This window comes from Acidiferrobacteraceae bacterium (assembly GCA_037388825.1).
Lineage (GTDB): Bacteria > Pseudomonadota > Gammaproteobacteria > Acidiferrobacterales > JAJDNE01 > JARRJV01.
Genome location: JARRJV010000064.1, coordinates 1 through 8,995, shown reverse-complemented (window position 1 = coordinate 8,995; position 8,995 = coordinate 1). Strand labels below are relative to the sequence as shown.

At 58.7% G+C, this 8,995-nt stretch carries 11 protein-coding genes; 4 read left to right on the top strand and 7 right to left on the bottom strand.

What is annotated here, in order from left to right; genetic code table 11:
* Window positions 1-438: 438 nt before the first annotated feature.
* The 7 genes from P8X48_10685 to P8X48_10655 are packed head-to-tail and all read right to left on the bottom strand — an operon-like array spanning window position 439 to window position 3,584.
* A complete protein-coding gene (locus P8X48_10685) occupies window positions 439-627 on the bottom strand; it encodes a hypothetical protein (protein MEJ2107771.1) in 189 nt (62 codons plus the stop codon).
* Window positions 624-878: a hypothetical protein gene (locus tag P8X48_10680; GenBank protein ID MEJ2107770.1), complete on the bottom strand. Its 255-nt coding sequence runs from the start codon at window positions 876-878 to the stop codon at window positions 624-626. The genes P8X48_10685 and P8X48_10680 overlap by 4 nt, the downstream gene beginning before the upstream one ends.
* 45 nt (window positions 879-923) lie before the next feature.
* Window positions 924-1,220 carry a hypothetical protein gene (locus P8X48_10675; GenBank protein MEJ2107769.1) on the bottom strand — a complete coding sequence of 99 codons (297 nt, stop codon included), beginning with the start codon at window positions 1,218-1,220 and terminating at the stop codon, window positions 924-926.
* Window positions 1,221-1,225: 5 nt separating this feature from the next.
* Window positions 1,226-1,453: a hypothetical protein gene (locus tag P8X48_10670; GenBank protein ID MEJ2107768.1), complete on the bottom strand. Its 228-nt coding sequence runs from the start codon at window positions 1,451-1,453 to the stop codon at window positions 1,226-1,228.
* 24 nt (window positions 1,454-1,477) lie between these two features.
* Window positions 1,478-1,735 carry a sulfurtransferase TusA family protein gene (locus tag P8X48_10665; GenBank protein ID MEJ2107767.1) on the bottom strand — a complete coding sequence of 86 codons (258 nt, stop codon included), beginning with the start codon at window positions 1,733-1,735 and terminating at the stop codon, window positions 1,478-1,480.
* Between the two features lie 17 nt (window positions 1,736-1,752).
* Entirely contained in the window at window positions 1,753-3,219 is a 1,467-nt protein-coding gene (locus P8X48_10660) for a YeeE/YedE family protein (GenBank protein MEJ2107766.1), read from the bottom strand.
* A 14-nt stretch (window positions 3,220-3,233) separates the two neighbouring features.
* Window positions 3,234-3,584, bottom strand: a complete 351-nt coding sequence (locus P8X48_10655; GenBank protein ID MEJ2107765.1) for a sulfurtransferase TusA family protein — start codon at window positions 3,582-3,584, stop codon at window positions 3,234-3,236.
* A 395-nt stretch (window positions 3,585-3,979) separates the two neighbouring features.
* Here P8X48_10655 and P8X48_10650 point away from each other — a divergent pair, with 395 nt between their 5' ends.
* The 4 genes from P8X48_10650 to extI form a co-directional block, all read left to right on the top strand.
* A complete protein-coding gene (locus P8X48_10650; protein MEJ2107764.1) occupies window positions 3,980-5,638 on the top strand; it encodes a hypothetical protein in 1,659 nt (552 codons plus the stop codon).
* A 227-nt stretch (window positions 5,639-5,865) separates the two neighbouring features.
* Window positions 5,866-7,134 carry a multiheme c-type cytochrome gene (locus P8X48_10645; protein ID MEJ2107763.1) on the top strand — a complete coding sequence of 423 codons (1,269 nt, stop codon included), beginning with the start codon at window positions 5,866-5,868 and terminating at the stop codon, window positions 7,132-7,134.
* Between the two features lie 422 nt (window positions 7,135-7,556).
* The gene (locus P8X48_10640; protein MEJ2107762.1) at window positions 7,557-8,090 is read left to right on the top strand and encodes a hypothetical protein; all 534 of its coding nucleotides are present in this window, start codon (window positions 7,557-7,559) and stop codon (window positions 8,088-8,090) included.
* Between the two features lie 21 nt (window positions 8,091-8,111).
* Window positions 8,112-8,995 (top strand): selenite/tellurite reduction operon porin ExtI (gene extI / locus P8X48_10635; protein ID MEJ2107761.1); only part of this gene is annotated, 884 nt, incomplete at its 3' end.

Here is an 8,995-nt window from a genome sequence, read left to right as displayed (position 1 = left end):
CATAGATTCCGATGCCGAGCAGCAGGACCATCCGGAACGCGTTCGATGAAGAACCCGTTCTGCGGCGCAGAAAGTATTTCTCCTGTCTTGAAAACGTCTTGCTGGTCATGGTGCCTCTGCCTGGTCATAGACAGATCACGCGCAAGGCCGACCGGGCGTGGCCTGCTTCCCCAAGTCAGCGTTGCGCCACTTCGATACTAATGTAACACGATGGCAAATGGCGGGAAGACTGTTTTGCGTGAGCATTCAGGCGATTAAACGGAATCTTAACGTAGGCTGTTGTGCGTTTCTGTTTCGGCACTCTCTGCGTTCGTGACGATTGCAATTTGCACCAGGGTCGCCCACGCCAATCGGAAAATCCGATCGACAGAAATCTGCGTAATCCTGGACAGGCAGCCCCGGACCGGGATTGCCTGTGCGTCTCGATGTTCTTCGGGGCTACCTCCAGAACACGATCGTATCGACCTGTTCCACGGCGTCCAGTATCTCGTCGTAGCGATCGTCGCATGAGTGTGCCTGCACCCGGGCCCCTGCAGCCTCCAGCGCGTCAATGAGTAGTTGGGGAGCGGGCCCCTTTGCCTTGTCGGGGCCTGGAAAGAGGAGGAGAACCCGACGCGATTCGTTCATAGCAGGAACACCACATCCGCAGCCAGGATATGCCGTGCAATACGGTGGATCGTCTCGGGATGTTCGGCTGCAAGGGTATCGCACGGTACGTCGGCGAAATCGAGCACTTCTTTCTGCTCACCGACCGCCGCCGAGTCTTCCAGATCCCCGATTACATCGACGCGTACCTGGTCGTCCAGCAAGGTCTGCCCGGCCGCCACCCTCAGCGCTTCGGCCTGGTCGTATTTTGCGAGTACCAGAATCTGTTTCATTCTTCCTTCCTTCATGGCCCGGCGAAACGTCGGCCCGCTATCCGATCAGAAAACGATGACCTTGTCGCAATTGTGAGTTAACTCGGCGTTCTGATACTGGCTGCCCATCGGGGCCCATTCCGGAGCCGGGCCACCCCCAAGCCGTTCCCAGCTCACCTCGCACACGCTCGCCCTGAGTCTCCCCGATTGTACGAGTTGCCTGAACGTGTCGTTCGCCAGCAGGCGTACACCCGTATCGGTCAGGAAACAGCGGCATTCCCAGCCACGAGCGATCGCAGCGGACAGCAGTTTTGCCGCGTAGCCCCCGAGTTCCTCTGTTGTCACCACGACACCGAACTGCATTTGCTTCACACCGTCGGGATCTTGTCGGCGCTGGCCTGACGCCAGACGGAGAGAGGCAGCCCGGACTGCGCGCTCATCTTTCCGTTGCCCCGTGCGAGCGGCTGTTCCTGCGCAGCGGCGGAGGAGGAGGTCGCTGTATATGCCTTCTTGACATCATGAGGGCGGGAGTATCCGATCAGGAAGCTGACAAAAGCGACGATGATCAGAATGATTATCCACAAACTGTTTTTCATCTTCAGGCCCCTTGATTCAGGCGATCAGCTCTTCTTGATTGTCCATTTCATTGCCCCGGTTCCGCTTTCCGTGTCTTTATTCAGGATCTCGTTTCCCTCGGCTTCGCACATGGCCGCGATGGATTCGGCGGATGACGGATTGTCGAACACGATCTCGAGCAGTTCACCCGCCTTCATTTTCTCCAGGGCCTTCTTGGTGTAAACCTGCGGGTGCGGACACACGTAGCCGTGTACATCCAGCAGGTACCGACCCTCGTTCAACTTCTCGAATTTGACCGCCATGATATTTCCCCTGTTCGCTAGAAGATGTCGTCTTTCGCCATCTGGCGATTGATCCACCAGTTGTAGAAACGGACACATAGATAGGCGCCTATAGCGAGGCCGAGGCCGAATATCCACCCCGACGGATCACCGTTGGCGACCGGTATGAAGAAGGCGCCGATATTGCAGCCGATACCGATGCGTGCGCCTATGCCCATGAGGGCGCCGCCGAGAATAGCCCAGACGGCCGTTTCCAGCGGCGGGAACTTGAGTTTGAATTCGTTGTTGAGTCGCGCCATGACGGAGGCACCCAGGATGATCGCGATCGACATCCAGCCCGGGGGATTCAGCAGGGGATTGGGCAAGCCGTTCTCCAGCCCGTAGAAAATGTTGTGCGTGTCCTGAAACCCCAACACATGCAGAAACCAGCCGGACCATTGTGCCTCCTGGGTGGTTATGTACCAGTAGCCGGGATCGAATACCGTGTCCTGGATGGACAGGCCGGCGGTGTGATGCATGGCCTTCAGCAACTCGCCGGCATTGAGTACGCCGAAGACCTGGCGGAAGCCGTCAATGACCCACATGTGGAGGCCGGCCGCCACGCCGATGACCAATCCGGCGATCGCCGTGCGCCTGGAGGACACGATCATGGCCCAGTACCCACCCAGTTCGGCGCGCCAGCCCGTGGCACCGCTCTTGGCAATCATCTTCAGGTGCGTCTTGCGATACCAGATCAGGTAGACCGCGACCAAAATCACCGCCGCCGGGAGGATGGTGTTGAGCAGTGAATTGCCTACGAACGCCGCGAGGTAATGGTTCTTGATATGAGTCAGGGCAGCCAGTGTCGTTGACCGAAGGTCCCAGATGTAGCCGGCCATGTACTGGTCGAACCAGCCCTTGGTCGGCGTGAGGACGTCAGGCAGATGCTTCGCTGCCGCCGACGCGGTCCATGATGCCGGCACCAGATGATCGAACCACCCGTCGGCGCTCACGAACCAGGTCTGCGAGAAGCTCAGGGACAGGATCACCAGCCATGAAGCCACTGTCCCTTCCCCGCTCTTGTAGAGGGAGCCGGATGCGCAACCGCCGGCGAACACCATGCCGACCCCGAAAATAACACCACCGATGAGGGCATGGATGCCGTAGGGCAGCGGATGGAAGGTGCTTTCGCCGGCGCCGGTAACGATCGCGGAAACCAGGCTGAACAGGGCCATGGCGATGAGAATACCCACCACCATTCGTGGTACCCCGACCGCGAACAGATCGCGAAAAGCGGATGCCATGCAAAAGCGCCCGTATTGCAGCGCCATCCCGTAGACGAGACCGAACCACATGTAGGTAGCCAGGTACAGATAGCGGACGTCGACAGAATAGAGCCCGAGCGTAAGTACCACGAAGAATCCAACAATCCCCAGGGCCCAGATACGGTTTTTGAGCTCCGGGGAACCCTGCGCCACTTTCGCTTTCGAAAACGCGGCGCCTACGTCACTTTCAATACTCGCCATCCGGTTGGTCTCCTCTAGGACGCAACTCTTTTCACGTAAATGATCCGGTTCGGTTCGTTGCAGACCGTCTCCAGATGAATGCAGCCGTAGTTCGGCAGCATGAACGGGATCGTTTCTGCCGAGCTTGGATTGTCGGTGATGATTTCAAGCACCTCACCAGGCGCAGCCAGGGCGAGCGCTTTCTTGGTGAGCAGATTGGTACGCAGGCAGTTCACACCCAGAAAATCCATTGATGCCACAATCGTTACAACCCCATGCTTCGGCAGATCCACGCGCCTGGTCGCTCCGGTCTTCGTATCCCCGCGCTTTTCTCTCCAGCGCTGCAGACACGAGCCAAAAGAGGCGAAGATCCCGTTGCCGTTCATCGCTCACCTCCGAGCGCATCATGGCCACATATCATCATTGCCAAAAGCAAACTCCATGCCGTGCCCCTGTGACTGGTTTTTCGGGGGAATTCCATGCATCGTGGTGGATATACGGTTTTCATATCGCAATCGTCGCTTCTTCAGTGGAATCAACCTTTGGATTTTGCAATTGAGCCGTGCAAACACGGGAACCAGGCCGCCGCGTGCGCACGGGGATTGCAGATTGAAAGGCGCCTGGTGCATTGCGCAGTTTGTCACTGGATTGTGCAATCACTCGCCGAAGATGCGTCTCGGGTAACCGTTTGTTTTCCGTACCCATTTTATCTTGGCATGTAACCTGCTTACCGACCAACCGTCAGTGCGAGGAGCCTAAAATGCCACGCGGAGGACAAACAATGAAAGACCAAGATTCGTACCGGGCATTGTCGCGCGCGATGACCGTCAGGTTGGCGGCATTTTCGCTCGTCACGGCCATGTTAATGCTTATGGGCTGTTCAGGCAGCCACGACACGACCGGCGGCGGCACCGGGATTACCGTCAATACAGCGGCCCAGATCGCGCAATCGTCCGACGCCAGCTACAACAACAACGTCAACGGCTTGATCACCGGTGCCACCCTGATGAACTGGATCGACGATTGGGCCACAAACCGGCCCGCCGGGATCACCGGGAAACTGGTCATTCTGCAGACAGGTGGGGCGGCGTGTACGGCCTATGGGGGTAGTCCATGCGCCGATGCCGCTCATACCGTGGGCGATGCGAGCGGTCCCAGCTCCAACGGCGGCATCGGCTTCGCCGGCATGGAGTTTGTCGCGCACAACAATTCGAACGTTTTCGTATACGACGTGGGATCGGGGGACTGGGTGATGTCCCGTTCCGACGGGGTTATGACCACCGTCAGCATGGTCCTGGACGGACCGAGCATGGACGCCTTCCTGAAGAAGTACAATATCGATCCGCGGCAGGACATGATTGTGTTCGCCATGGGGCAGCCCGGGTACTTCCAGAACATGCTGATCGGCCGCGGCTGGTATTTGTTCCGTTACTGGGGCGTGAGCGCGTCCCATCTTGCAGTGCTGAACGGTGGTATTGGCAGCGTCCTGGACCAAACAGGTGGATATGCGACCTTCACCGGCGGGGTGCATGACGGCGGAACCGGCTATTTCTCTCAGACGGCGAGTACGCCGCCCAACAGCGGCAATGTATCGGTGCGAGATATCCCCGTGGACAACACCGCTCTGCAGGCGAGCCTGGAGGAAATGCTCAGGGTGGCCAAGGGCGACTATACGCCTCCCGGTGGTGCCTTTATCTGGGACGCGCGCTCGCCGGGCGAGTATAACGGCACCATCAACAGCACCAACGGCCAGACCGGATGCGCGGGGTGCAAGGTGGCCTTCGAAGGGCATATGCATGGGGCTGTGGACCTGAATTTCAGCAACCTCCTGTATGCTAATGACTACTACAACAGCGGCGTTGTCTCCAGCAGCTACAACAGTTTCGGCAATGCGAATTCCTTCACTGGAACCGCGGGCGATCTGAACGGTGACGGGGCCGTAAACAATAGCGATTCCTCGTACGGATATCTGGAGAAAAACTGGCTGCAATCGCTGGTTACCGACCCCTTCGGGACCGCGGAGAGCCCGCCGAACGGAGCGACGCCGGCGGCCATCGGCTACAAGCCGGGGCAGGTGATCTACACCCACTGTCGCACCACCTATCGCGCCATGATCACGGGCATCGCCGCGGGCGTGGTGTTGGGGTACCCGGTCAAGTTCTACGATGCGGCGTGGGTCGAGTGGGGCACCCTCGGCAACACGCAGAACCTGGGCGGGGGCTTCAACGTGCCCGCAGATTCGCCCTGGCGCACCGACGTAGCGACGGATTCCCTGACCTACAATACGCCGGCCAACGTCGAGGTACCGTATACGATCAACTACTACGCGAAGTCGGCCAACGCCATCATTGTCGCCGACAAGGCGTACAAGACGGGCGCCACGATTGGCGGTGGCGGTTCCGGCGGTGGTTCGCCACCGTCCAACCCCTGCGGCGGCTAGGTCAATCCTCGTCGGCACCGGTCCCAAGGGACCGGTGCCGGTGTTTGTCCCGGTGTCACGTGGAATCGGAATCGTGAAAGGTAGTTGATCGGCTCTGGGCACCGCGAATCCGTGAGATCTCGTGGTCGCGTCAGAGCCCCGGCTTTCATTGCCGACGCCCGATTGGGTTACAGTAGATGGCGGAGGCTGAGACCCGGGTGAACGCTGGGGCAAGAAGGACGTGGATCGTGACCGGCATACTGCTCGTGGGTATCGCCGTTGCTGGTGTACTGTATCTGCACCGGCGAACCGCCTACGCTACGGGTGTTATTCCGGGCAATGATACCGTCGCCCGCTTCCTCAAGCGGCACTGGGCCTATCCACTGGCGCCGGAGGGGTCACCGCCCGGGAATTATTCTTCACTGACCGCCTCTCTCGCACCCGCATCCTGCGGCCGATGTCATCGGAAGCAGTACGATGACTGGCGCACCAGTCTGCACAGCCACAGTGTCGGCCCCGGGCTGCTGTGGCAGTTCCGCATCATGAACCAAATGCAGACCAACAAGTGCATGCGTTGCCACGCGCCGCTCGCGGAGCAAAAAGCACTGGCGGCGCGCGAATTCCGCTGGCCGGGCCACCCTTCGTCACCGCTTCCCACCTATGTGAGCCCGGACCTTTTTCGTCGCGGACTAATTTGCGCCGGGTGCCACGTTCGCCACCACAGGCGTTTCGGCCCTCCGCCGCTTGCAGGTATGCCGTCGGGCGACAAGCCAGGTTTGCCCCACGGCGGATTCACGAGCTCGAAGGCCTTTCTTGACAGCCGTTTTTGCGCCGGGTGCCACCAGTTTCCTGCGGATGGACCTGGTCTGAACGGCAAGTTGTTTGAAGACACCTACCGGGAGTGGCGCGCCAGCCGGTTTGCGGCCGAGGGCGTGTCTTGCCAGTCCTGTCATATGCCCAATCGCCGCCACCTTTGGCGCGGAATCCACGATCCGGCAATGGTGCGCCAGGGACTGGACATTTCTCTTGTGGTCAAACGCGAAAGCAAATCCTTGGCCGTGGCCCGTGCTGTGATTCGCAGCAAGGCGATCGGGCACGATTTTCCCACCTATCTCGTCCCCAAGGTGAAAGTTACGTTGTATCGGCTCGATCCCGATGGCGGTTCCATGCATGTACTTGCACGAAGAATCATTGGTCGAACCGTCGATGCTACGCTCACCCGCGAGACCGCGGATACGCGCATCCCTCCTGGCGGCAGTTCCGCACTGACGACGCACTTTGCAACGACCTCGAGCTCCCTGGCCAAGGTCGGGTTGCGCATCGACGTTGCCCCCGAGGAGCACTATGAGCGCATGATTCGCTACGAAATGGGTCAGGCTGGGAAGTATGATCGTGCCACACTGGCGGTCATGCGCGATGCCCTTTCCGGTTCTGTCGCTACGCGCTATCGCCTCGTGCGCCTGGTGGCTTCCATTCCGTCTCGCACAGGCCAGTCCATCCGCAAGGTTGCAAATTGAAAGGCTCTCCGCGAGCGGGCGGGTAAATGCAACGCGAAATCGAGGTCCGTTTCACCATAACCCACTGTTTCTAAAACGAAGCATTCATTGGCACGTAATATGCCTTTAGAGGACAAGCAGGAAAAGGGGATTTCGTAAACGATGAAATACTTGCTGGTCGTTCTTGCCGTGTGGGTACTTTCATTGCCATCCGTCTACGCCGGAGAGACTGCTGGCACGGATACCGGGCAGGGCGAGGCCGGGGCACAGACAGCGGCGCCAAAGGCAAAGGTGCCCCGCTTGCGGTTCAAGAACGGCCCTGTGTGTATGTGTGGCCATGGTTTGTCAGAGGCGGAAATTGAGCAGGCAGAGAAAGACAGAAAGCAGAAAAACGAACGTTCCGACACCCACGGAGTGAAGCAACGTAGCGAGAGGAGAGAGCAATGATCCAGGCCGTTGTGAGAATACTCAGAAGATTGTCAAAACCGGTATTGTTCTATGCCGCATGCGCGGTATGCCTGACCGGCGGTGCCTTGGTGCTCTCGCTACTTGGGGCGAGTCCAAAGCCGTCCGGATCCGCCGACCATGTCGCCTCTGTACATCGCCTTGACGAGGGCTGGGGCGCGGCAGCAATCGCGATCCCTCACCGATACGAAGCAAAATGGTCACCGATCGCGGCCGCAAACGCCTGCGGTATGGGCGCATCATCGTGCTTCAAGTGCCATGCTGCCGGCCGGGGACCAGCCATCAGCGAAAAACCGTGGCATTCGGACCATAGCCAGGTCAACAACGATTGCGTGGGTTGCCACCACGGTAGCCCCTATCTCCTGAAGAAGACTCTTGCCCACGCCGACTTGGTACCGGATCCCCGGACGGCTCCCGACAAGAGTTGCACCAATGCCGGCTGTCATCAGAGCGATGAGGCAAACAAACTTGTCGTGACGTATCGCAACATCGTCACACAACCGAACAAATAGACCGGGAGAGGAGGAGTGATCATGAAAGCAGCCAATACAAGCAAGAAAAGACTGACTTTGCCCGGACGTCTCGCCTTTTTTCTGGGCGCACTCGCAATCACCACTTCCGCCCATGCGGGAGTAACGATCAAGGCCGGGAGCCAGGGCTATCTCACGATCGACTATGACGTGCAGGCCTGGTACCAGAGCCGTGGTTATACCTCTTCAACCGACTCAGCCGACCTGAACAATTTTTACCTGCGCCGGGATCGTCTGATCTTCAGCGGGCAATTCAACCCGCTTATAGGGTTTTTCGTTCAGACGGAGGCTCCGGTCGATGGACAGCAGGGTTTTAACAACAGGAATCTCTACTACCAGGATGCTTACGTCACAATAGACTCGACCGATGCGATGCGCTTCATTGTGGGCAAGTTCAAGATTCCCTTCACACGCGAGAATCTTGAGGCTTGTCTGGAGCCCCTGACCATGGACCGGGCCGAGGTGCTGGCCTATACGCCATTCGGGGCGAGCCGCGACACAGGTGTCGCAATGTGGGGAAATCTCGGCAACGCCAAGTTCCAGTATCGGATCATGGTGGCCAACGGCAGGCAGGGAGACGATGTCCCGAACAGTTCGCCCCGATACACGGTGCGTGCGCATTACAGTCTGTTCGATCCTGAATACGGGTATGGATATCTCGGAACCTATCTTGGCACCAAGAAAGTATTGACCATCGGTGCCGCGTACGATGCCCAGCAGGATGTCGCGTGGGGCAATTTCGCGACCAAGACGAATGCAAAAAGCTATTCGGCCTATACAGTGGATGTCTACTACGAGCAGCCGACTCACAGTGGAACATACACAGCCTCGGCCGCCTACATGAACTACGATACCGGCGACGCGATCAATAGCGCATTCCCGGATCC